Consider the following 20,785-nt stretch of genomic DNA (forward strand, 5'->3'; position numbering starts at 1 on the left):
CCGAACCACTCTGCTTCCCACCCGCATTCAACGGAGAATCCCCATGGACAACTGGACCCAGACCCTGGGTGCCGGACCGCTCCTCGGCATCGCCGCGGTCGCCGTCGCGCTCATCCTGTTCCTGGTCATCAAGGTGAGGCTGCACGCCTTCCTCGTGCTGGTCATCGTCTCGCTGCTGACGGCCCTGGCCACGGGCATCCCCTCGGGCGCGATCATCGAGACCCTCGTCGACGGCTTCGGGTCGACGCTCGGATCCGTCGCCCTGCTCATCGGCTTCGGCGCCGTGCTCGGACGCCTCATCGAATCCAGCGGCGGCGCCAAGGTCATCGCCGAGAAGATGGTCGCCGTCTTCGGCGAGAAGCGCGCCGCCTTCGCCCTGGGCCTGACCTCCCTGGTCCTGGGCTTCCCGATCTTCTTCGACGCCGGCCTGGTGGTCATGCTGCCGATCATCTTCGCGGTGGCCCGCCGCATCGGCGGGAAGAACCTGCTGCTCTACGGGCTGAGCTCGGCCGCGGCGTTCTCGGTCATGCACGTGTTCGTGCCGCCCCACCCCGGCCCGGTCGCCGCGAGCGACTTCTTCGGCGCGAACCTGGGCGTCGTGCTGCTCGTCGGCCTGATCATCGCCTTCCCCGTCTGGTACGTCTCGGGCTACCTGTGGGCGAAGTTCGTCAACGCGCGCACGCCGCTGCTGGTGCCCGACCTCTTCGGCACCGACGAGGACCAGCCGGCCGTGCCGCCGAGGGCCTCCACCGTGCTCGCCGTCGTGGCGCTCCCGCTCGTGCTGATCCTGCTGAACACCGGCCTGGACGCGCTGGGCACGGCGAAGGTCGTGGACGCCGACGCCGCCTGGGTGCAGGCCCTTCGCCTGGTGGGCGAATCGCCCGTCGCCCTGCTGATCACCGTCCTCGTGGCCATGCTGGTGCTCGGGAAGTTCCGCGGCCAGGACGGCTCGGCGCTCGAGAAGCTCGTGGACTCCACGCTCGGCCAGGTCGCCTCGGTCATCCTCATCACCGGTGCCGGCGGCATGTTCGGCGGCGTGCTGCGCGCCTCCGGGATCGGCGACGCGCTCGCCTCGACCCTCGACTCCTGGGGCATGCCCGTCATCTTCGCCGCGTACTTCATCGCCCTCGCCCTGCGCCTGGCGCAGGGCTCGGCGACGGTCGCGCTGGTGACCACCGCGGGCCTGCTCTCCCCGGCCGTGATGGCCGGCGGCTACGGCGCGATCGACACTGCCGCGATCACCCTCGCGGCCGCCGCGGGCTCGGTCTTCGCGGGGCACGTGAACGACTCCGGCTTCTGGCTCGTCGGTCGCCTGATGGGCATGGACGTGAAGACCACCCTGAAGACCTGGACCGTCCAGCAGGGCATCGAGTCCCTGGTCGGCTTCGCCTTCGTCCTCGCAGTCTACGCGATCTTCTGAGGCAGGCGGCCCGGCCGCAGCGCTGAGCCGGGCAGGCGGCCCGGCCAGCGCTCAGCCGGGCGGGAGGATCGGCTCGGGACGATCGCGTCCCTCGCCTGCGCTGTCGGCGTCGCCCTGATGGCTCGACCCGCCGCCGAGCACGCCGATGGCGGTGACCAGCAGCAGCGATCCGATCACGTCGCTGGGGCGGTGCCAGCCGTAGTGGACCAGCTCGAAGGCGACCACGCACAGCACGAGTGCGGCGATCACGGTGAAGACCCCGCGCATCCGCCGCGGCAGCACGATCCGCAGGGCGAGTGCGACCGAGGCGAAGGCGATCATGTGGCCGCTGGGGTAGGTGTTGTCCACCATGAGCACGATCGAGTCGCGGTGCAGCACGACCTTCTTCAGCAGCTGCCCGAGCACGTTGCACACGGCCAGCAGGGCGAAGGCGCGCAGGCCGTCCATGGCGCGGCCGCGACGGATGCCGATCGCGATCACGATGATGCTGCACAGGATCAGCCACGGCACCGAGACGATCCACAGCAGCCGCGGCGTGCCGTTCGTCCACAGCGAGGTGAGCACGCGGATGTCGAGCGACTCCGTCGGCCCCACCCAGCCCGAGAGGTAGAAGACCAGCAGGAAAAGAGCGAGCGCGGCCCCCGCGATGAGCCAGCGGACGGGGGAAATGCGCATTTCCCGATCATCCCACCGCGGTCGCCGAGCGCCCCTGTCGCGGTGGCCTCACCCACAGATCCGACGGGTCACGTCGGTGCGGCGGCGGAGCTGCCGGACAGGAGCGTGCCTGCGCGGGGATCAGTCGCACTGGATGCTCTCGGAGTCCGAGGTCGATGCCGAGCCGTCCGACGGCGGAGTGCTCGAGGAGGCGCTGCTCGACGGCCGCTCGTCGGCATCGGCCCCACCGCCATCGGGCTCCGAGGACGGTGAGTCCGTGGATTCCTCGCCCTTCGAGCTGTGGGACGAGCTGCCCTTCGAGTCCTCGTCGGACAGGGTCGCGAAGACCGCGGCGGCCTTCGAGGAGGGGACCACCCGATTGGGGTCCGAGGGGGCAGGGGTCCAGGGCATCGTCTCGACGGTGATGCTGTCCGAGGGGACGCGGGCGAGGCGCGAGGCCAGCGAGGTCATGCGGGGGATCGAGCCCAACTGGTCGTCGACCGTGAGGGCGGAGGAGGTCGCCTGCAGGAACGGGTACAGGCGGTCGGGCCGCGTGAGCAGATTCCGGCTGTCCGCGCGCTGCATGATGGCCTTCATGACCTGCTGCTGGTGGTCGAGGCGCGCGATGTCGCTGCCGTCGCCCACGGCATGCCGGGTGCGGGCGAGGGCGAGCGCCTGGCGGCCGTCCAGGGTCTGCCGGCCCGCCGGCAGGTCGAGATCGGCGGCCTTGTCGTGCAGACCCTCGGGCAGGCAGACGGGCAGCCCGTCGAGGGCGTCGACGATCGCGGCGAAGCCCGCGAAGTCCACCTCCACGAAGTGGTCCACGCGCACGCCCGTCAGGGACTCGACGGCCGCGACCGAGCAGGCCGGGCCGAAGTTCAGCACGGAGTTGATCATGCCGCGGCCGCCCGCGAACGATCCGTTCCCGGTGTCCGCGCACGCGGGGAGGTCCATGAGGGTGTCGCGGGGGATCTGGACCGCATGCACCGAGGAGTCGTCGGCATCCAGGTGCGCCAGCAGGATCGAGTCGCTGCGCGCCGTGGAGTCCTTCTCGTCGGTCTCGCCGACGCGCGAGTCCGAGCCCAGGAACAGGATGTTCACGGCGCCGTCGTCGTCCGCCGTCTCGTTCTGGGCGGCGGGCCCCGCGTGCAGCGGCGCGACCGTGAGCCCGCTGCGCAGGGTCTGCGCGGGCACCAGGATCAGTGCCAGCAGCGAGAGTGCGGCGAGCCCTGCGAGGGCGGCGATCGTGCGGCGCCGCCGCCTGCGCACGAGCACGCGCGCGCCGGCAGGGGAGAGGTGCGCCGGCCCGCGAGGCGTCCTGCGCGTCGCCCGGCGTGCGTGCTCGAGGTGCGGGCTGCGGTCTGCATCGGGTGCGGGCATGGGACTCCTCGATCGTCGGGCATTCGCCGACGGTCACCCAAGCACCCCGCATTGATAGCGTCCAATAGCGGTCAGAGCGGAAGGCATGCACGCAACGTATGAATCCAGGTCGATCCCCGGAGTTCCGATGCGGAGGATGGACGACGTCCCGGGGTGCTGCCTCACACGTCGGCGGCGAGCACCTCGAGGAAGGCAGAGAGCGCCGGCGTGCGCAGATGCTCGCGGCGGTGGAGGGCGACCACGGGACGCTGCACGTCCGAGGGCAGCCGCAGGCGGCGCGTGCCCGTCGGCGGGGAGCTCTCGGCGAGGTCCTCCGGGACGATGGTCAGGCCGTCGGAGGCGAGGGCGAGGGCCACCAGGGCGTCCCGCTGGGTCGTGGTGATCACGCGCGGCGGGGTGGTGCCCTGGCCGCGGAACACGGATTCGGTGACCTCGCGGATCGACGTCCCCTCGGGCAGGGTCACGAGGGTCCGTTCCGCGAGGTCGCGCGCGCTCAGCGTGCCGTGCGCATCCGACGCGTCCGTCTCGCGCGGGACCACGGCGAGGAAGGTCTGCGGCCTCAGCTCGAGGGCCTCCAGGTCCGGCGGGACGTGACCGGCGGCTGTGAGTGCGACGTCGGCCCGCCCGGTGCGCACGGATTCGACCAGCAGCTCGCGGTCCTCCTGCGCGAACACCTCGATCCGCACGTCCCGGTGCGCGCGATGGAACGCGCCCAGGTGCCTCGGCAGACGCGTCGCGACCAGCGAGGGCAGGCCGGCGGCGCGCAGCGTGCCGCTCAGCGCCCCGTCGGCCCCGGCCTCCTGGCGCCGGAGGTCCTCGAGGTCCTGCAGGGTGCGGCGGGCCGTGTTCGCCACGCGCCGGCCCGCGTCCGTCAGCTGCATCTGCCGGCCGACGGGCAGGAACAGGCGCAGCCCGAGCGTCTCCTCGAGGCTGTGGATGCGCCGTGACAGGGAGGGCTGCGAGATGCCCAGGACCTGCGCGGCGACGGTGAACGAGCCCTCGTCGGCGACGGCGAGCACCGCTTCCAGCTGGGGAAGGGTGAGCGCTCCGGGCCCGGTCACCGTCGCGTGCTCACGTCGTGCTCACTTCCGCCCGGTGCCGTCGACCGCGAACTCGTCGATCGCGGCGAGCTCCGAGTCGGTGAACTCGGCACCGCGAGCGGCCTCGACGTTCTGCTCGAGCTGCGTGGTGGAGGAGGCGCCCACGAGCGCGGTCGCGACCTCGCGGTGGCGCAGCACCCAGGCGAGCGCCATCTGCGCGAGGCTCTGCCCGCGGGACTCGGCGATCTTCGCGAGCCCCCGCACACGCTTCAGGTAGGTCTCGTCCTCCGTCTGGGTGGCCGAGAGGAACGGGGAGGCGCCGGCGGCGCGCGATCCCTGCGGCACGCCCTTGAGGTACTTGCTGGTCAGCAGCCCCTGCTGCAGCGGCGAGAACACCGCGAGACCGATGCCCAGATCCGAGGCGGTCTCCAGCAGACCGTCCTCGACATGGCGGTTGAACATCGAGTAGGACGGCTGGTGGATGAGCAGCGGCACCCCGTGGCCCTCGAGGATGCGGGCGGCCTCGCGGGTGTGCTCGGGCGAGTAGTTCGAGATCCCGGCGTACAGCGCCTTGCCCGAGTGGACGGCGTGGGCGAGCGCGCCCATGGTCTCCTCGAGCGGGGTCTCGGGGTCCTCGCGGTGGTGGTAGAAGATGTCGACGTACTCCAGGCCCAGGCGGTCCAGCGACTGGTCGAGCGAGCTCAGCAGGTACTTGCGCGAGCCGCCGTCGCCGTAGGGGCCGTCCCACATGAGGTAGCCGGCCTTGGTGGAGATGACGAGTTCGTCGCGGTGGCGGCCGAAGTCGCGGGCGAGGATCCGCCCCAGGTGGGACTCGGCGCTGCCGGGAGGCGGGCCGTAGTTGTTGGCCAGGTCGAAGTGGGTGATGCCCATGTCGAACGCGCGGCGCACGATCGCGGTCAGCGTGCCGGGGTCGCGGTCCTCGCCGAAGTTCTGCCAGAAGCCCAGCGAGATCGGCGGCAGGCGCAGGCCGGAGTCGCCGACCCGGCGGTAGTCGGTGCTCTCATAGCGGTCGGGGGAGGGCGCGAAGGCCTCGTTGCTCATGGGGTCAAGCCTAGGCGAGCGCGGCATCGGCCCGCTCCCCGAGGGTCCGTGGTCACCCGCCGAAGCCCTCCAGCAGCGCAGCGACCGAGTCCTTGCCGAGCCGGTTCGCGGCCAGCGGGCTGTCACCGGTCAGGAGGTTGCGGTCGCGAGTGGTGAGACCGGACATGTCGTCATTGACGATCTCGATGCCCGCTTCGAGAAGAGCCTTCCCGAGCGCCCACGGCATCTCGCCCGGCAGGTAGCCGATCTCGATGTTCGCCCCGGCGTCGAGTGCGTCAGGGAAGGCGGCGACGCGATACCCGGAGAAGGGGTTCGAGGAACGGCCGATGCCTGCGGCCAGCAGCGCCGCGGGACCGTGGCAGAGGCTGATGACGAGTCTGTCCTCGGCGAGAAAGAAGTCCAGGGTCTCCTGGACGTCCGTGTCGAAGGGGAGCAGGTTCATGGCGCCGTGGCCTCCGGGGATGAAGACGGCGGCATAGTCGTCGAGGCCCGCGGAGATCACCTCGGAGAGCTTCGAGGGGGATCGGAACGACTGCTCGGTGGCCTCCCATGTGGACGCGACGGCGGAGTCCTCGTGCGGGTATGCCCACCACTCGAACTTCGCCGGACCGCCCGACACCGTCACCACGTCGACGCCATAGCCCGCCGAGCGGATGTGGTGGAGCGGCAGCAGCGTCTCCACCGGATGATTGCCGGTGGAGAAGAAGGTGCCGTTGCGCATCGGCATGTACCGCTCGTCGGCCGCGATGGTGAGCACCTTCCACCTGTCGCCCGTGTACCCGGTCTCGAACGACAGGCCGTCGAAGTCCGTCTTCGGGGCGGTGTACTGCGACAACGAGTAGGGGCTGGGGAAATATGCCTCGAGCTCGGCAGGGTCCGCAGTGGGCGTGCGGTCCTGGGCGTTCGTGTCCTGGCTCATGGAGTTCACCTCGGGCTCTCGGCATGGTGCCGGTCGATGTGCGCACGGCTCGTCGTGTTCGCGATCTCCGAGTGCCGCAGCTCGGCCGGTGCGGATCGGCCGCTGTCGGCCGGCCGATGTCTCTCGGCTGCTGCGGCTCGGCTGCTGCCGCGCGAGGGTCCAGCAATCTACTCCCGGGTGTTCCGCCGTGCAACGCGGCGGACGAGCGGGGAACGCCCCGGGGTGCGAGGCGGGATGGAGACCGGTGAGCTCAGGCGAGCGCCCGCACCATCACCGCCATGCCCAGCCCCGGCACCTTGAGATCGGCCGCATCGCCCGCGAAGGGCACCACCTCGCCGGTCTCGACGAAGCCGTGTCTGGCGTACCAGGCCTGCAGCTCCGGGCGGGACTCGAGGACCCGCAGGTGCAGGGAGGCGAGGCCCTCGTCGGCCCGCCGCTTCGCCTGCTCCTCCATGAGCGCGCCGCCCACGCCGCCGGCCTGCACCGTGGGGTCCACGGCGAACAGGCCCAGCTCTGCGCTGTCGCCTTGCCTGTCGGTGTAGCAGCAGCCGACGAGTGCGCCGTCGCGCTCGGCGACCAGCAGCAGGTGGGTGTCGTCCGCGATCGCCGCGCGCACGTCCTCGGCGTCGGTGCGGGCGCCGCCGACGAGGTGCTCCTCGGTGGTCCAGCCGCCCTGGGTGCGATAGGCGAGATTGACGACGCGGACGATCCCCTCGACGTCGACGGGGGTCGCCTCGCGGATCGCGGGCGGCGCTGGGCGAGGGGCGGGTGCGGGCGTGGCGGCTGCGGTGGACACGGTGGTCTGGAGCTCCTGCGGGGTGCGGTCGGGTGCGGAAGGGTGGGGCGCCGGGTCAGGTCGGGATGCGCCGGGTCACGGCACGATGCCCTCGCGGCGCAGGCCGTGGAGCAGGGCGTGGCCGTCGGCCCCCTGGACCCACACCACGGGCGAGTCGGCGGGCAGATCGGGGTGGCGCCGGGCGCGCAGGCCGCTGGAGAGCACCTGCTCGGGCTCGGTGAGCTCGCGGATCGCGACGGCGGCGACGTTCTCGGGATGCGCGCGGGCGAAGGCCGCGTAGATCGCCGGGTCGTGCTGCCCGTCGTCCCCGATGAGCAGCCAGCGGGCGTGCGGGAACTGCTCGACGAGCGTCTCCAGGGTGCGCTCCTTGTGGGCGCGACCGGAGCGGAAGAAGCCGGTGTTCGTCGGCCCCCAGTCGGTGAGCAGCAGCGGGCCGTCGGGGTAGCCGTTCTTGTAGAGGAAGCGCTGGAGCACGGGGAACACGTTCCAGGCGCCCGTCGAGAGGTACACGAACGGGGCGGAGGTGTGCGCGCGTGCGATGCGCTGGTAGAGCATCGCCATGCCGGCGACGGCGCGGCGCGAGGTCTGAGGGATGACGAAGGCGTTCCAGAAGGCGAGCAGCGGCCGCGGGAGCCAGGTGACCACCACGGTGTCGTCGATGTCGCTGACCACGCCGAAGGCCTCGTCGGGGGAGTGGACGTGGACCTCGGCGGTCACCGTGTTCTCGGTCGTGGTGGCGATGCGGGCGATGTGCACGCCGGGCGGCAGGTCTGCGTCGAGCTCGACGTCCACGAGGCCCGAGCGGTCCGAGCGCACCGCGTACTCGCGCCCGTCGAGGTGGATGCGCACGTCCTGGTGCGGGGCGACCTGCGAGATGAAGCTGCGCCAGCCCCGCACCGCCATCGAGCGCATGTCCCATACGGGCTGGTCGTGGTAGTCGGCGGGGGCCGACGGCCGGGCCCACAGCACGCGCGCGATGATCCGCACGCAGCCGGGGGTGCCGAAGCCGGTGAACGGCTTGATCCGCAGCACCCAGCCCACGGTGTCGAGGACGCCGCTGACCACAGCGTTCTTGACGTTCTCGATCCGCGCCGACCAGTGCGGCTGCAGGCGCCCCTGCTGCGGGCCCGAGGGGTGAGGCGCGGGTGTCACACGCTGCGCGACATCTTGATCCAGGAGGAGCGGGGATCGTCCTCGACGACCTCCCAGCGGTCGCCCGTGTCGGTGAACCCGAGCGCCTCGTAGGTCTTGCGGGCGCCGGTGTTCTCGGGGCCGACGTACAGGGTGACCGTGTCGGCGCCGTCCTCCGCGGCCCAGGAGCAGACGCTCTGGGCGAGCTTCTGGGCGATGCCGCCCTTGCGGGCCTCGGGCGTGACCCACATGGCCTGCAGTTCGCGCTCGTTCTCGGGCGAGTCCGCCTCGTGGCGGCTGGCGACCACGGCGACGGGCTGCTCGTTCTCGACGGCGAGGAACCAGGCGGCGGCCTCGATGCGCTCGCGCCAGGCGGTGTCGTCGTAGGTGCTCTCGTGCTCCCAGGTCTGGCCGAAGGCCTCGGGATCGGTGCTCAGCGAACGAAGCCGGATCTCGCGGACGAGCGACCAGTCGTCCTCGCGTGCACGGATGATGTCGACCATGGTCTCCTCCGGTTCGTGGGTCAGCGTCGGGACGAGCGGTCCCGCGCTCACCCGTCAGGCATCCTACCTGCGCGGGGTGCGAGAACTGGAAGAGTCTCGACCCCAGGATCTCTCCCACCTTGCCATATCTCCGGATGGCCGCGCAGGCGTCATCGTGCTGTCACAATGTCGATGTGGCTGATTTCCGTGTCCTGACCGTGTGCACGGGGAACATGTGTCGTTCCCCCGCAGCGGCCGTCATCCTGCGGCAGGGGCTGGTCCAGGAGGGCCTGTCGGACCGCATCGACGTGGGATCGGCCGGCACCAGCTGGGACTCCGAGGGCATGCCGATGGACGACCGCACCGTGAAGGCCCTGGTGAACGCGGGGTTCGAGGAGCCGTTCGATCACACGGCCCGCACGGTCCACCAGTCCGAGCTGGTCGGGTGGGACCTCGTGCTCGCGATGACCGCGGAGCATGCGGCGACGATGCGTCGCAAGGTCGATCAGATCCCCGAGGGCGAGCCGCGCCCGGATGTCCTGCTGTGGCGCCAGTTCGACCCCGTCGTCCCCGCGAACGCGCGCGAGGAGGACATGGCGGTGCCGGATCCCTGGTACGAGGGGCAGAAGGCCTTCGACCGCACGGTCCTGGGGATGATTCGCGCGATGCCCTCGCTCGTGCTCTATCTCAAGGTCCAGTTGGATGCTCTCGACAGCGCGAAGAAGCGTGCGGGAAAGAGAGAGGGTCAGGGCTCGACGCACCGCGTCTGAGACGTGCTGCGGGTGATCCGACCCGGGCAGCATCCCGATCCGGCGCGCTCGATCCGAAGGGCCGACGGCAGGTCGGCTCAGTGCCTGCGGTGGAACAGCTGACGCAGGCCGGCGCGGGCGCTGTGGGTGCCGCTGCGGCGGCTCAGCCACGAGGCGGTGGTGAACCCTGCGGCGGTCAGGAAGGCGACGCCCAGGGTCGCCACGAACACCTGGCGGATGCGGTTCATGCCGCTCGCGTCCTCGCCGCCGATGGAGCTGAAGAGCTTCACCAGGGGGCCGCCGCCGTCGTCCTCCGTGGTGACGGTGGTGGGGCCGCTCGAGGTGGTGTCGTCGTCGTCCATGGTCGCGGCGGCTTCGGTCGCGTCGCTCTGCTGATCGGACACCGGCTGGTCAGAGGTCTCCTGCGGCGTGTCCGAGGTCTTCTTGTCCTCGTCCTTGGCCTTCTCGGAGTCCTCGTCCTTCGTCGGCTTCTCGGCGGTGTCCTTCTTCTCGGACTTCTCGGTCTCCGTGTTCTTCGATGACGAATCGTCCGACGGCGCGCTCAGCTCGATCTCCTTCGAGCTGTCTCGCGTGCTCGTGGCAGGCGGGACCTCGGAGGTCGTGGAGGCGCTGCGCGAGCCGCTGTCCGACGGGGTGGTCGATGTCGTGGAGGACGAGCTGCTCGACGAGGACGACGAGTCGGAGGAAGACGGACCGCTGGAGGACGAGCTACTGGACGACGAAGAGCCTGAGGACGACCCACCCGGATCCTCAGCCGTAGGGCTCTCAGGATCAGGATCCGTGGCAGTCGGTTTGTCGGAACCGGGGCCTTCTGGGTCGTCATTGTCGTCGTCAGCAGCGGTCACGGTGAGCGGGGCGCTCTCCGTGATCTTCCCGCTGGCGGTCTTTGCGGTGACGGTGTACTTGCCGTCTGGGTCGGTGTCCGGAGGGATCTCGATGTCGCTGGTGAACGACCCCCTCTTGACATCTGCGTCCACCGGCTTGACGACCTGTTTGGTGGGTTTATCAGTCTTGTCCACCTGCACAGTCACTGGGTCTTCTGCAGGGAACCCGGCACCAGTGATGTGGGCTTCATGGCCTGCCTGGACTGACTGCACCTTGATCGAATGCTTGGCCACAATCGTCAGCTCGGCAGTGGCCGATTGGTCGGTCCCACCGGTTGCCGCGATCTCGTAAGAGTCGGCTGCGACGGATGGATTGACCTGGAGTGCGACGTGCCCGCAACCGTTCTTGTCGACGGTCAGTCTTTGTGGCTCAGCCTTTACGCCCTCCGGTGCGGTCACCGAGACTTCAGTCCCCGGCGTGAACCCCTTGAGCGACAATCTGGTCGTCGTCTCCCTGTTCAAATCGAGGGTGGACGGGCGTAGCTTCGCGCTCTGAGAGCCCTTACTTTCCGCGGGAGTGTTGCTGCCATCGGTTTTTGCTGACTGCGCCGTGCCCGTCGTGGCAGGTGCAGGGTCGGAGGCGTCCTGGTCGTCTCCCTTGTCGGAAGACTGATCGGTTTCCGCGTCGTTTGACTCGTCCTTGCTGGACTCCGGGCCATCGGTTATCTGAGTGTCCGAGGACTGCGTGCCATTCTCGCTGCCACCATCGTCGCTGGTGTCGCCGTTATCGCTGGCGTCGCTGCTCGTGCCGGCCGTCACGACAGCCTTCTGGCCGTCAGCGCCTGCGATCGGAGATGCGAGAGCAGGCGCGACCCCCACACCGAGGGCGGCGAGTGCGACGACGGAGGCGGCGCGCAGATGGATGGCGCGGGCAGGGCGCCGTGCATCGCGTGCACTGCGTGCGGGTGTCGTGCGTCGCATGCGCCTCCTCTCCTCGCGTCACTCTGTGCGGCTCGCCGGTCGACGATCCGTCTTCGGATGGGGTTCCCACGTGGTGTGGGTCATTGCTCTGCGGAACGATACATGGCGAGGGCGAAGTCTGGGGCTTGCGTCGTCTTTGCAGGTCAGCAATGTTCGTGCCAACTAAACGGGCGGATTCGGTGGGTATGTGCGGGGAAGCTCCGTGTGCCCTTTGCCGACTCGTTACTGTTCCTTGGCCAACTACCACCCTGCCTCTTTCCCGGCGATCGCGCAATGGCGGTGTGCACGAGCGCTCATCGCGGGGAACGCCCTGGGAAGCGCATCCGAGCACCGGGGGAGCCCCGGGGGGAAGCAGGATGCGCAGTGACCGTCGGCCCGGCAGGGGAAGGTCGGAAGTTGAAGACTCTACGGTAACCACAACCCGTTCCCGCGCGCACGCGCGTGGGACCCGTGGGCGAGCGGCCCCACACGCGCAGCGCCGGCCCCACGGTCGCGGGACGGGCGCTGCACGGTACTCCGTCGGCCCGGAGTCAGCTCTCCAGAGCGGTGTCGACGACCTGCTTCGCGGCCTCCTGGACCTCGGCGAGGTGGTCCTCGCCGCGGAAGGACTCGGCGTAGATCTTGTACACGTCCTCCGTGCCCGAGGGGCGCGCGGCGAACCACGAGCTCTCGGTGGAGACCTTGAGGCCGCCGATCGCGGAGCCGTCGGGCGCGACCGTCATCTTGTCGGTGATGGTCTCGCCGGCGAGGTCGGTCGCGCTCACCGCATCGGGCGTGAGGCTCTTGAGCTTCGCCTTCTGCTCGCGGTTCGCCGGGGCGTCGATGCGGGCGTAGGCGCTCGCGCCGAACTCGTCGACGAGCTCGCCGTGCAGCTGGCTCGGCGTCTTCCCGGTGACGGCGAGGATCTCCGAGGCCAGCAGCGCGAGGATGATGCCGTCCTTGTCGGTCGTCCACACGCTGCCGTCGCGCCGCAGGAACGACGCGCCCGCGCTCTCCTCGCCGCCGAAGCCCACCGAGGAGTCGATCAGGCCGGGCACGAAGTACTTGAAGCCCACGGGCACCTCGAACAGGTCCCGTCCCAGCGACGCCGTCACCTTGTCGATGAGCGAGGAGGAGACGATGGTCTTGCCGACCTTCGCGGACGTCGGCCAGTCCGGCCGATGGGAGAAGAGGTAGCGGATCGCGACCGCGAGGTAGTGGTTGGGGTTCATCAGCCCGCCGTCGGGTGTGACGATGCCGTGACGGTCGGAGTCCGCGTCGTTGCCCGTGGCGATGTCGTAGCGGTCCTTGACCTCGAGCAGAGAGGCCATCGCCCACGGGCTCGAGCAGTCCATGCGGATCTTGCCGTCGCGATCCAGGGTCATGAACGACCACTGCGGGTCGACGTTCGGGTTCACGACGTCGAGGTTCAGGTCGTGCATCTCGGCGATCATCGCCCAGTAGTCCACCGAGGCGCCGCCCAGCGGGTCCGCGCCGATATGCACGCCCGCGCTGCGGATCGCATCGAGATCGACCACGCTGGGCAGGTCGTCGATGTAGTTCTTGAGGTAGTCGTAGCGCTCGGCGCGGGAGTGGGCCTGCTGGCGCTCGATCCGGCGCACACCGCTCAGGCCACTCTTCAGCAGCTCGTTCGCGCGGTCGGCGATCCAGCCGGTCGCGTCCGAGCCCGCAGGTCCGCCGTGCGGCGGGTTGTACTTGAAGCCGCCGTCGCGCGGCGGGTTGTGGCTCGGGGTGACGACGATGCCGTCGGCCCGGGCCGCATCCTGGCCGCCCTTGCCGCGGTTATGCACGAGGATCGCGTGCGAGACCGCGGGCGTCGGCGTATAGGCGTCGCGCGAGTCGATGAGCACGGTGACGTCGTTGCCGCCCAGCACCTCGAGCGCGGTGTCGAAGGCCGGGGTGGACAGCGCATGCGTGTCCCGGCCGATGAACAGCGGGCCGCGGATCCCCTGCGCGGCCCGGTACTCCACGATCGCCTGCGTCGTCGCCGCGATGTGGTCCTCGTTGAACGCCGTGTCCAGCGACGAGCCGCGATGGCCCGAGGTGCCGAAGACGACTGCCTGATCGGGATCGCTCGCATCCGGATGCAGGTCGTAGTACGCGTCCAGGAGCTCTGCGACGTCGACAAGATCCTCCGGGCGGGCCTTCTGACCTGCTCGCTCATGCTGCGCCATGATCATCTCTCCCTCGATTGGTCCGATCGGCCCACTCTAGGAAGCGCGGCTGGGCGCCGCCGCCCGGGGCCCGGTGCGTGAGATGGGGCCTGTCCACGATCCCGGAAGGCTCCGGGACGGGACCCGGAGGGTTCCGGGGCTGATCCCGGACGGTTCCCGGGAGGAGCCGTGGTCAGCGCAGCAGGCGGTCCATCCGACGATCGCTCAGCCGCCGACCGCCGGTCTGACACGTCGGGCAATACTGCAGGGAGCGCTCGGCGAAGGAGACCTCCGCGATCCTCGTCCCGCACCTGGGGCAGTCCTCCCCGGCCCTGCCGTGCACGCGCAGCAGCGACTTCTTCGCCCGCTTGATGCGGTCCAGCGGCAGGTCCCGCAGTCCCTGCGCAGCGCGGTCCAGCACCTCGCGCAGGGCCGCGTGCAGACGCTCCGCGGCCTCGCGGTCCAGGCCGTCGGCCGCGGCGAAGGGAGAGAGGCGCGCGGTGTGGAGGACCTCGTCGGACCAGGCGTTGCCGATGCCGGCCAACAGGGTCTGGTCGGTGAGGACCGTCTTCAGGTGCGCGTGGGTCCCGGCGCAGATGCCCCTGAACGCGGCCTCGTCGAGCGCATCGGCCTCCGGCCCCAGGCGTGACAGGGTCTCCAGCTCCTCCGGGGCGGCGGAGGCCCACAGCGCGACTGCCTTGCGGGTGCCCTGCTCGGTGACGTCCAGGGCGGAGCCGTCGTCCCACACCATGCGCACGGCGAGCGGACCCTTGCGCGGTCCCGGCGCACCCGCGGGAGTCTGCGCATGGTGCCGCAGCCAGCCCGCGCGCGCCAGATGCATGACCAGCGCGGTTCCCTCGAGATCCAGCAGGAGATGCTTGCCGCGGCGGCCGACTCCCGTGAGCTCGCGGCCCGTGAGATCGGCCAGCGGCGGGTCCGCCGTCTTCAAGACGCTGATGGCGGCGACGTCCGCGCCGTGCAGACGACGAGAGGTGAGGAGTCGGTCGATCTGCGCGACGGCGGCGTCGAGCTCGGGCAGTTCCGGCATGCCCCCAGTATGGGGCGGCGGGGTCGTGGGGGAGCGGGACTACGCGCGTTCGGAGGGGGCGGGCGCGTCGGACGCTCCTGTCCTGGCGGAGATCCGCCAGGGGCCCGTGCGCCCTCGGGCGAACAGTGCGACGCCGAGCATCATCACCACCAGGAAGACGATGCCGACGACCCCGCCCTCCAGACCGAACCCGCCGCCCGTCAGCCACGACGGTCCCGCGAGCGGCTGGCGCATGAGGCCGTCCTGGAGGGCGAAGCCGCTGTCGGTGAAGCCGAGCGCGACCATCGCCGTGTTCCACAGCCAGCGCTGCCCGAATCCCCACCAGATGCGGCCCGTCCGCCAGCGCGCAAGGCCCGTGAGCAGGTTCGTGATGATCGCGCCCGCCACCGGCAGCACGCCCGTGTGCGGCGCGAAGGCGTAGGCGCCCGCGACCGCCACCGCCGTGATCACCCAGGCGCCCGAGCGTCCGATCAGCACGCCGAGCCCCGTCATCAGCAGGGCGCGGAACGCGATCTCCTCGAGCAGGAACAGCACCAGGAAGTACACCGCGATCCCCGCTGCGGAGGCCCAGCCACCGATCCACTCGGGGCCGTCCACGAGGCCGGTGAGATCCATGACCCCGATGAGCACCAGCACGAAGGGCAGCGAGAAACCGCAGCCGGCGAGGAACTCCGTCACGGCGCCGTGGCGCAGGGAGAGGCCGAGGGTCGTGCGCCCGCGCCGAGAGGCCACAGCCCCGATGATGCCGAGGACGAGCGCGGGGATCAGCAGGCATGCGGTCCAGAGATCCTGAGTCGACATCATCGGTCTCATCTCTCCCTAGAGGGGTTCGACCCTCTCCTGGGTGCGTGGGGTGCGGGAGACATGCACCGTCCCGCGCGGACCGCGCAGGCCGACCACGAGGACGACGCCCGCGAGCACGTGCATCGCGAGCAGTGCCAGCAGGATGGGTCCGGAAGCGCCCATCACCACCGGTCCGAGCAGGGACAGCACGAGCACCACGAGCACGATGATCGTCCAGATCAGCGGCCCGCGGGGCGAAGGCTCGAAGGCGATGCGCAGCACCCAGGCGAGGATCCCGGGCACGAGCACCGCGGGGATGATCGCCCCGGGGCTGATGGACCAGCCGCCGGCGTGCAGGTCGAGCCCGGCGATCGGGGTCGCGACCACCCACACCAGGATCGCCGCGAGCACCGCGAGCACGAGCGTGGCGATCGCCCGCGAGGCGCGCGGCGTGTCCACGGGCCCGCGCCGCGACCCGGCGGACCGGGAGGTCTCGCGCGATGCCGCGCCACGGGAAGGCGGATTCGCTCCGTCCGCGGTGGACGAAGAGGCGCCGGAGCGGGAAGCACCGGGCGGACGGGAGTCGCCGGGCCGGGAGGCACTGGTGCGGGAGGCGCCCGACGGGGCGGCGGAACGGGATGCGTCATGCCGGGAGGCGGTGCGCTTGGCCGCCTGGGGCCGGGAGCCGGTGGGGCTGGGCGACTCGTGACCCTCGTGAGGATCACCGGAGTCGTTCGAATCGCGGGGGCTCTGCGCTGCGGCGTCGTCCGGGCGGGGCGCTCCCGGCCAGGACGAGCGGGGCCGGGGCGCGACGGGCGGGATCGCCCCGGGCCAAGACGACCCGGGCTGATGCGGGGTCGCGTCGGGCGCCTCGGGCTGAGGCGGGTTCGCGTCATTCGGCTCGGTCGCCTCCGGCTGCGACGGGCTGGTCCCGAATCCCTCCGGCTGAGGCGGGTTCGGGCCCGATGCGTCGGGCTCGGGCGAGGTGGGCTGCGAGGACGGCATGCGCATCACGCCCGACGCGAGCGCACCATCAGCACGATCCCCACGATCGTGAGGACCAGGCCGATCAGCCCGATGAACAGCCCCAGCACGATGCCGCCGAAGAACGGCACCACGAAGCCCCACACGTTGATCGGGCCCACGTACATCGCGTCGGCCGAGCTCGTGCCGGTGCAGGAGACGGTCACCGTCGTGTCCGAGGTCGCGAGGATCCCCGAGCGCTGCTCGTAGGAGGTGCCGTTGGGGAAGGTGACGGACTGTCCGCCGCCGGTGTCCGTCTGCACGGAGGAGTCCCCGGGGCTCGACGACGTGCACTCGGCGGTCCCCGAGTCGTCGCTCGGCACGTACACGAGGATCATGTCGAACTCGTCCAGCGGGACCTCGGCCTTGCCGTCGCTGATGGCGTTGCCGTCCGCGTCGATCGCCGAGACCACGTTCCGCACGCTGATGATCGGGCCGATGATCGCCAGGGCGAGCGCGATGACGATGAGCACGATGCCCAGGATCAGCGGGAGCTTCCCGCGCCGACGCGTCGGCGCGGCCGCTCCCGCGGGACCCGTCGGCCCACCGGACCCCGCAGGCCCGTACGCCGGACCCGAAGGGCCGGCCGGACCGCCCGCGGAGCCCGCCGGACCACCGGCGGAGCCGCGCTGACCCTTCGGAGGGAGCACGTAGCCCGTCGGACCCGTCGGACCCGACGGAGCCGAGGCGCCTGCCGGACCGCTCGCATCGGCGGACGGCGCACCGGGGGACGTGCCTGCGGAGGACGCGCCACCGGTCGTGCCGGCCGACGGCACGCCGGGCGCCGACTGGCCGTACGTCGGGCGCCCGCCGTCGGCCGAGGGACCATCGGACCCGTTCGGGTTCGGACCGGGCAGGCCGTAGCTGGGGCGAGATCGTGCGGCGGGGCGCTCGTCGGGCGAGGGCATCTGACCTCCTGTGAGGCGACGTCGGGTCGAGACAGGATAACGAGGGGTCCCGAACGTCGGCAGGGTGCGCGCGGGGACTCAGGCGAGGCGGTGCACCAGCAGCGTGCACATCGCGCCCAGCCCCAGGCACGCGATCGGCGTCGCGACCCAGATGCCCAGGATCCCGCCGAACAGCTTCCAGCGGATCTGGCGCGGGCCCAGCGCGAGGCCGGAGCCGACGACGCTCGAGGTCAGCGACTGCGAGGTCGAGAAGGAGGTGCCCGTGCCGCTCGCGCCCACGAGCACGACGACCGCCGCGACCGCCTCGGCGGCGAAACCCTGGACCGTCGCCAGGTTCGTCAGCCGGCGCGCGAGCGTGCGGATGATGCGGTGCCCGCCCACCAGCGTCCCGAGCGCGAGGGCGAGCGAGACGGCGACCATCGCGGAGAGCGCAGCAGGGGTGTCCGCCATGTCGATGCCCTGGTAGGAGGACGCGAGCACGATCAGCGCCATCGAGATCCGCGAGTCGGAGAAGCCGTGGGCGGTGGCGACGGCGCCGGCGGAGAGGGTCTGCAGGAACTGCAGGGTCCCGATGCTGATGCGGTCCTCCGCCCCCAGGCGGCGGATCCCGCGGGCGAGCGCGTAGGAGGCGACGCCGCTGACCACCGGCGCGACCACGAGGGGCAGCACGATCAGCGCGAGCGCCGCGAGCCAGGGCACTGGCAGCCCCATCGCGAGAGCCGCCCCGGCGGCCGCGCCGAGCATCGCCTGCCAGGTCGAGGAGGGGATCCCGAGCGCCCACGTGAGAACCGACCAGCAGATCACGGCGAGCGCCACGCCCACGAGCATCGGCGGCACCAGCGGGTCGCCGTGGACGTCCCCATGGGTGAGGGACTCCAGGCCCGCGAGGTCCAGCGCCCAGCGGGCCCCGGTCAGCGACATGCCGAGCCCCAGCAGGGAGCCCAGCAGGTTGAGGATCGCGGCGAGGATCAGGGCCGCGCGCTCGGACATCGCGCGGGTGGCGATCGTGGTGGAGACCGCGTTCGAGGCGTCGTGCAGACCGTTCACGTAGGCCATGACCAGGGCCAGGCACACCGCCGCGACGAAGAAGGGCGAGAGCATCGGCGGGCCTACGGTGCCTTGACGCGCAGCAGGTCCGCCGTGCGTCCCAGCTCGTCCAGCAGCCGCAGGCTCGCCTCGACGCTCTCGACCTGGTCGCGCTCGCGCAGCAGATCCACCGCCGCGCCGCCGCGCGCGTAGACCTCGGTGCGGGCGCGCAGGGCCAGGCCGTCGCCATGGCGGCGCAGGCGCCGCATCTCCTGGGCGTAGCCCTCGAGCTCCTTGACCGCCTGCAGCTTCCAGACCGCCTCGACCGTCAGCTCGCAGCCGCGCTCGATGAGCTGCGCGGCCTCCAGCAGCACGTCGGGCACCGCCGTGGCGCCGCGCGCCGCAGAGAGCTCCGCCGTGCGCTCGAGGGAGTACATGAGGTCCGACATGGTCAGCGCGAGGTCGTGGAGGGCATCGGCCTCGAAGGGGGTGATCAGCGAGTCCGCCAGACGGTTCGCGATCCGGTGCGAGAGCTGCGAGGAGTCGCTCGCCAGCTCGTGCAGGCGCGGAGCGCTGCGAGCACGGTCGCGCGGGGACTGGCCGAGTGTGCGCGAGTGGATCTCCGCCCCGGCGACCAGCACCTGCGCGAGATCGTTGAAGAGGTCGTGCAGGGAGCTCTCGAAGCGACGGGAGAACAAGCGGAACGCCACGACGTCTCCTCGCAAGGGCGGGTCGGCACGGATGCTCGGCATGGACAGGGTCGGCACGAATGCCGGCAGTGCGGGCGAACAGGGTTGACGCCCGAGGGCGCCATCCATGGGGCGACGACGCCGCCCGCAGAAGAAGGGGCGCGCCGGACCGGGTGCGCCTGACGGCGCGAAGGCCGCTCGAAGCGGCGAATGTTGGAGCCCGGGGCAACCGCGGCCCGACGCGCGTCCCATCGTAGGACATCGGCAACCCACGACGCATCACGGGCCGCGGGGATGTGGGGATCGAGACGGAGGGGACGGATCCGGGAATGCGGCCGTGGGCGGGCGGGGCCCGGGCTGGGGTCCGGTGGGAGCACGGCCGACGCCGGGCGTGCCGCCACCGGCGTCAGCTCAGGGTGCCGGCCTCCGCCATGCGTGCGGCCTCGGTGAGCTCCTCGCCGGTGGAGAGCAGACGGGACGCCTGCGTCGTCATCGCGTGCTGCTGCTCGGACGTCTGCTCGCGGTCGGCCAGGTGGGCGGTGCCGTGGGCGCACAGCACGGCGACGGCCCCGGCGCGACCGAGCGCGATCGGCAGGTCGCCCGTGAAGGCGCCGCGCAGGATCTCGTCGAGGGTCGCACGGACCTGGTCGATGTCCGGCGGCTCCGCGACGCCCGCGAGGTAGCGCAGGCCGGGGATCGTGTGCGTCCCCTCGCGGTAGCGGCGCACCACGTCATGGGCGTTGCGCTGCGCCCACGTGTGCAGCACGTACAGGCGCCACAGCGCCCCGGGCAGCGTCTCCGAGGGCGAGCCCGACCACAGCGAGGCGAGATCGTCCAGTCCCTCGGTCTCCACCAGGTGCAGCACCCGCTCGACGACTGCCGGGTCGGTGCTGCGGTACACCCCGTCCAGCAGCGCGCGGGCGCTCTCGTGGCCCAGGTCGGTCGCGAGCTGCGGATCGGGCGCGCCCGGGATCTCCTCCGCGCGCGCCGCGAACAGGGGAGCGGGTCGGCGGAAGCGGGGTGAGGGCGTCGAAGACATACATCCAGGGTAGGCCCGGGCGCAGGCCGCGACGCCGCCGTCGCCTACGCTGTCGCCCATGGAAGCGGTGATGATGACGCTCGGGTCGGGCTGGGTGAGCGGCCTGCGCCCGTACCTCATGGTGTTCCTGCTCGGGATGAGCGGACGGTTCCTGGGCGTCGACGACATCCCGCAGGTCCTGCAGCGCTCCGACGTGCTGGTCATCACCGCCGTGCTGCTGCTCGTGGACTTCGCGGCCGACAAGATCGCCTTCCTCGACTCGTTCTGGGACGTCGTCCACACCGTCGTCCGGCCCGTCGCGGGCGGAGCCATCGGCTACCTGCTGGGCGGCGAGACCGACACGACGCACGCGGTCGTGCTCGCGATCATCGGCGTCCTCGCGTCCCTCGGCGCCCACGGTGCGAAGGCCGCAACCCGAGCGGTCGTGAACACCTCGCCCGAGCCCGTCTCGAACGTCGCCGTCTCCGGCACCGAGGACGTGGCCGCCCTGGTGGTCGGTGCGCTGTCGATCGCCCTGCCCGTCGTCGCCGGTGTGATCGCCGTGATCGCGCTGCTCGCGGGCGGGTACCTCATCTACCGTGCTCTGCGGCTCTGGTCGCGGGTGCGCGCTCGTAGACGGGCCCGGGAGGACGCGGCACCGGGCGTCGGCTGAGGGAG

20 protein-coding genes are annotated in these 20,785 nt (G+C 71.2%); 3 read left to right on the forward strand and 17 right to left on the reverse strand.

Annotated features, from left to right (window positions below; translation table 11 throughout):
- Positions 1-43 precede the first annotated feature (43 nt).
- A complete protein-coding gene (locus ACFQ53_RS12865) occupies positions 44-1,420 on the forward strand; it encodes a GntP family permease (protein WP_377860262.1) in 1,377 nt (458 codons plus the stop codon).
- Positions 1,421-1,471: 51 nt separating this feature from the next.
- On the opposite strand, the gene ACFQ53_RS12870 is transcribed toward ACFQ53_RS12865, so the two are convergent.
- The 8 genes from ACFQ53_RS12870 to ACFQ53_RS12905 all read right to left on the reverse strand — a co-directional run bounded on the left by ACFQ53_RS12870 (position 1,472) and on the right by ACFQ53_RS12905 (position 8,956).
- Complete coding sequence (locus ACFQ53_RS12870; RefSeq protein WP_377860264.1) at positions 1,472-2,095, reverse strand: phosphatase PAP2 family protein; 624 nt, start codon at positions 2,093-2,095, stop codon at positions 1,472-1,474.
- A gap of 120 nt (positions 2,096-2,215) precedes the next feature.
- Positions 2,216-3,454 (reverse strand): LCP family protein, encoded by a 1,239-nt coding sequence (locus ACFQ53_RS12875; RefSeq protein WP_377860266.1) that lies wholly within the window; start codon positions 3,452-3,454, stop codon positions 2,216-2,218.
- 161 nt (positions 3,455-3,615) lie between these two features.
- Positions 3,616-4,515 carry a LysR family transcriptional regulator gene (locus ACFQ53_RS12880; RefSeq protein ID WP_377860268.1) on the reverse strand — a complete coding sequence of 300 codons (900 nt, stop codon included), beginning with the start codon at positions 4,513-4,515 and terminating at the stop codon, positions 3,616-3,618.
- 21 nt (positions 4,516-4,536) lie between these two features.
- Positions 4,537-5,556 (reverse strand): aldo/keto reductase, encoded by a 1,020-nt coding sequence (locus ACFQ53_RS12885; RefSeq protein WP_377860270.1) that lies wholly within the window; start codon positions 5,554-5,556, stop codon positions 4,537-4,539.
- A 52-nt stretch (positions 5,557-5,608) separates the two neighbouring features.
- Entirely contained in the window at positions 5,609-6,475 is an 867-nt protein-coding gene (gene hchA / locus ACFQ53_RS12890; RefSeq protein WP_377860273.1) for a glyoxalase III HchA, read from the reverse strand.
- A 250-nt stretch (positions 6,476-6,725) separates the two neighbouring features.
- On the reverse strand, positions 6,726-7,271 hold the full coding sequence (locus ACFQ53_RS12895) for a GNAT family N-acetyltransferase (RefSeq protein ID WP_377860275.1): 546 nt from the start codon (positions 7,269-7,271) through the stop codon (positions 6,726-6,728).
- A 75-nt stretch (positions 7,272-7,346) separates the two neighbouring features.
- On the reverse strand, positions 7,347-8,423 hold the full coding sequence (locus ACFQ53_RS12900) for an App1 family protein (RefSeq protein WP_377860277.1): 1,077 nt from the start codon (positions 8,421-8,423) through the stop codon (positions 7,347-7,349).
- Positions 8,420-8,956 (reverse strand): GNAT family N-acetyltransferase, encoded by a 537-nt coding sequence (locus ACFQ53_RS12905; protein WP_228359349.1) that lies wholly within the window; start codon positions 8,954-8,956, stop codon positions 8,420-8,422. The genes ACFQ53_RS12900 and ACFQ53_RS12905 overlap by 4 nt, the downstream gene beginning before the upstream one ends.
- A 122-nt stretch (positions 8,957-9,078) precedes the next feature.
- On the opposite strand from ACFQ53_RS12905, the gene ACFQ53_RS12910 reads away from it, so the two are divergent.
- Complete coding sequence (locus ACFQ53_RS12910) at positions 9,079-9,654, forward strand: protein tyrosine phosphatase (protein ID WP_377860280.1); 576 nt, start codon at positions 9,079-9,081, stop codon at positions 9,652-9,654.
- A gap of 77 nt (positions 9,655-9,731) precedes the next feature.
- Here ACFQ53_RS12910 and ACFQ53_RS12915 read toward each other — a convergent pair whose 3' ends face one another.
- The 9 genes from ACFQ53_RS12915 to ACFQ53_RS12955 all read right to left on the reverse strand — a co-directional run bounded on the left by ACFQ53_RS12915 (position 9,732) and on the right by ACFQ53_RS12955 (position 20,128).
- Entirely contained in the window at positions 9,732-11,459 is a 1,728-nt protein-coding gene (locus ACFQ53_RS12915) for a hypothetical protein (protein ID WP_377860282.1), read from the reverse strand.
- A gap of 530 nt (positions 11,460-11,989) precedes the next feature.
- Positions 11,990-13,633: a phosphoglucomutase (alpha-D-glucose-1,6-bisphosphate-dependent) gene (pgm, locus tag ACFQ53_RS12920; RefSeq protein WP_377860284.1), complete on the reverse strand. Its 1,644-nt coding sequence runs from the start codon at positions 13,631-13,633 to the stop codon at positions 11,990-11,992.
- A 172-nt stretch (positions 13,634-13,805) separates the two neighbouring features.
- A complete protein-coding gene (locus ACFQ53_RS12925; RefSeq protein ID WP_377860286.1) occupies positions 13,806-14,660 on the reverse strand; it encodes an Fpg/Nei family DNA glycosylase in 855 nt (284 codons plus the stop codon).
- A 39-nt stretch (positions 14,661-14,699) separates the two neighbouring features.
- Entirely contained in the window at positions 14,700-15,461 is a 762-nt protein-coding gene (locus ACFQ53_RS12930; protein WP_377860288.1) for a type II CAAX prenyl endopeptidase Rce1 family protein, read from the reverse strand.
- Between the two features lie 18 nt (positions 15,462-15,479).
- Entirely contained in the window at positions 15,480-15,902 is a 423-nt protein-coding gene (locus tag ACFQ53_RS12935) for a DUF6069 family protein (protein WP_377860290.1), read from the reverse strand.
- A gap of 551 nt (positions 15,903-16,453) precedes the next feature.
- Positions 16,454-16,939, reverse strand: a complete 486-nt coding sequence (locus tag ACFQ53_RS12940) for a hypothetical protein (protein ID WP_377860292.1) — start codon at positions 16,937-16,939, stop codon at positions 16,454-16,456.
- A gap of 513 nt (positions 16,940-17,452) precedes the next feature.
- Positions 17,453-18,475, reverse strand: a complete 1,023-nt coding sequence (locus ACFQ53_RS12945; RefSeq protein ID WP_377860294.1) for an anion permease — start codon at positions 18,473-18,475, stop codon at positions 17,453-17,455.
- Between the two features lie 8 nt (positions 18,476-18,483).
- Positions 18,484-19,110 (reverse strand): DUF47 domain-containing protein, encoded by a 627-nt coding sequence (locus tag ACFQ53_RS12950; RefSeq protein ID WP_377860296.1) that lies wholly within the window; start codon positions 19,108-19,110, stop codon positions 18,484-18,486.
- A 385-nt stretch (positions 19,111-19,495) separates the two neighbouring features.
- Positions 19,496-20,128, reverse strand: coding sequence for a hypothetical protein (locus tag ACFQ53_RS12955; protein WP_377860298.1), 633 nt, complete (start codon positions 20,126-20,128; stop codon positions 19,496-19,498).
- Positions 20,129-20,186: 58 nt separating this feature from the next.
- On the opposite strand from ACFQ53_RS12955, the gene ACFQ53_RS12960 reads away from it, so the two are divergent.
- Positions 20,187-20,780, forward strand: coding sequence for a DUF4126 domain-containing protein (locus tag ACFQ53_RS12960; protein WP_377860300.1), 594 nt, complete (start codon positions 20,187-20,189; stop codon positions 20,778-20,780).
- Positions 20,781-20,785: the final 5 nt, after the last annotated feature.

Origin of the sequence: Brachybacterium sp. NPDC056505 (genome assembly GCF_042794925.1) — a bacterium.
Classification (GTDB): domain Bacteria; phylum Actinomycetota; class Actinomycetes; order Actinomycetales; family Dermabacteraceae; genus Brachybacterium; species Brachybacterium kimchii.

Excerpts from the sequence above, each read along its gene's own strand:
- pgm (WP_377860284.1), bottom strand. The coding sequence starts at position 13,633 with ATGGCGCAGCATGAGCGAGCAGGTCAGAAGGCCCGCCCGGAGGATCTT.
- ACFQ53_RS12945 (WP_377860294.1), bottom strand. The coding sequence starts at position 18,475 with ATGCTCTCGCCCTTCTTCGTCGCGGCGGTGTGCCTGGCCCTGGTCATG.
- ACFQ53_RS12960 (WP_377860300.1), top strand. The coding sequence starts at position 20,187 with ATGGAAGCGGTGATGATGACGCTCGGGTCGGGCTGGGTGAGCGGCCTG.
- ACFQ53_RS12955 (WP_377860298.1), bottom strand. The coding sequence starts at position 20,128 with ATGTCTTCGACGCCCTCACCCCGCTTCCGCCGACCCGCTCCCCTGTTC.
- ACFQ53_RS12875 (WP_377860266.1), bottom strand. The coding sequence starts at position 3,454 with ATGCCCGCACCCGATGCAGACCGCAGCCCGCACCTCGAGCACGCACGC.
- ACFQ53_RS12930 (WP_377860288.1), bottom strand. The coding sequence starts at position 15,461 with ATGTCGACTCAGGATCTCTGGACCGCATGCCTGCTGATCCCCGCGCTC.
- ACFQ53_RS12915 (WP_377860282.1), bottom strand. The coding sequence starts at position 11,459 with ATGCGACGCACGACACCCGCACGCAGTGCACGCGATGCACGGCGCCCT.
- ACFQ53_RS12885 (WP_377860270.1), bottom strand. The coding sequence starts at position 5,556 with ATGAGCAACGAGGCCTTCGCGCCCTCCCCCGACCGCTATGAGAGCACC.
- ACFQ53_RS12865 (WP_377860262.1), top strand. The coding sequence starts at position 44 with ATGGACAACTGGACCCAGACCCTGGGTGCCGGACCGCTCCTCGGCATC.
- ACFQ53_RS12925 (WP_377860286.1), bottom strand. The coding sequence starts at position 14,660 with ATGCCGGAACTGCCCGAGCTCGACGCCGCCGTCGCGCAGATCGACCGA.
- hchA (WP_377860273.1), bottom strand. The coding sequence starts at position 6,475 with ATGAGCCAGGACACGAACGCCCAGGACCGCACGCCCACTGCGGACCCT.
- ACFQ53_RS12870 (WP_377860264.1), bottom strand. The coding sequence starts at position 2,095 with ATGCGCATTTCCCCCGTCCGCTGGCTCATCGCGGGGGCCGCGCTCGCT.